The sequence below is a fragment of the Kitasatospora sp. NPDC032150 genome (assembly GCF_055579945.1).
This window is the reverse complement of the sequence record NZ_JBVIMH010000106.1, coordinates 1-1,576: the sequence shown is the minus strand read 5'-3', so window position 1 is coordinate 1,576 and position 1,576 is coordinate 1. Positions and strand designations below refer to the sequence as shown.

The following is a 1,576-nucleotide window of genomic DNA, read 5'->3' as shown; positions in this document are numbered from 1 at the left end:
CCCGCCTCATCACCCGCATCAACACCACCCTCAACACCAACCTCACCATCCGCGACCTCTTCGACAACCCCACCACCACCCAACTCGCCCACCTCACCCAGAACCAAAACCCACACACCCGCAACCGCCCCACACTCACCACCCAAACAAGGCCCGAACACCTACCCCTCTCCCACGCCCAACAACGCCTATGGATCCTCGACCAAATCGAAGGACCCACCCCCACCTACAACATCCCCCTCGCCATCCACCTCACCGGCACCCTCAACACCCACGCCCTCACCCAAGCCCTCAACGACCTCATCAACCACCACGAACCCCTCCGCACCACCTACCCCCAACACAACGACCAGCCCTACCAACACATCCACCCCACCCAACCCACCCACCTCACCCTCACCCACATCCACACCACCCCCGACCAACTCACCCACCACCAAACCACCCACGCCGCCAAACCCTTCAACCTGAACAACGAACTCCCCATCCGCGCCACCCTCTTCACCACCACCCCAACCACCCACACCCTCCTCCTCACCCTCCACCACATCGCCGCCGACGGCTGGTCCCTCACCCCCCTCACCACCGACCTCACCACCGCCTACACCGCCCGACTCAACAACCACACCCCCAAACTCACACCCCTCACCACCCACTACGCCGACTACGTCCTCTGGCACAACCAACTCCTCGGCAACCCCGAAGACCCCAACAGCGAACACAACCGCCAACTCTCCTACTGGACACAAACCCTGGCGGACCTCCCCGAACAACTCGCACTGCCCTACGACCACCCACGCCCCACCACCCCCAGCCACCAAGGCGACACCGTCACCTTCCACATCACCCCCGAACTACACACCCACCTAACAGGCCTGGCACACACCACCAACGCCAGCACCTTCATGGTCATCCAAACCGCCATCGCCACCCTGCTCACACGCCTCGGCGCCGGCACAGACATCCCCCTCGGCACCGCCATCGCCGGACGCACCGACGAAGCCACCGACAACCTCATCGGCTTCTTCGTCAACACCCTCGTCCTACGCAACAACACCACCGGCGACCCAACATTCCGCGAACTCCTCGAACGCACCCGCAACACCGACCTCACCGCCTACACCAACCAAGACATCCCGTTCAACCACCTCGTCGAAACCCTCAACCCCCACCGCACCAACGCACTCCACCCACTCTTCCAAGTCATGCTCGCCCACCGCAGCACAACCCCCGAAAGCCCCCAATTCGACGGCCTCAACACCCACATCGAACCCGTCCACCCCGGCACCGCCAAGTTCGACCTCACCTTCGACCTACTCGAAGAACACACCCCCGACGGCAAACCCAACGGCACCCACGGACACATCGAATACAGCACAGACCTGTTCGAACGATCGACAGTGGAAGGGCTCGCCAATCGGTTGGTGCGCCTGCTCGAAGCCGCGACCACCGAACCCGACCTGCCCATCAGCAAACTGGAAATCCTCAGCCCCGAGGAACGCGAGCTGGTCATCGAACGGTGGAACGACACCACCCGCGACCTACCAGCCGCAACACTGCCCGAACTGTTCGCCGC

1 protein-coding gene is annotated in these 1,576 nt (G+C 63.1%); it reads left to right on the top strand.

The features are described 5' to 3' along the window. On the top strand, positions 1–1,576 hold a 1,576-nt coding region (locus tag ACZ5ON_RS36010), incomplete at both ends, for a condensation domain-containing protein (RefSeq protein WP_465601840.1).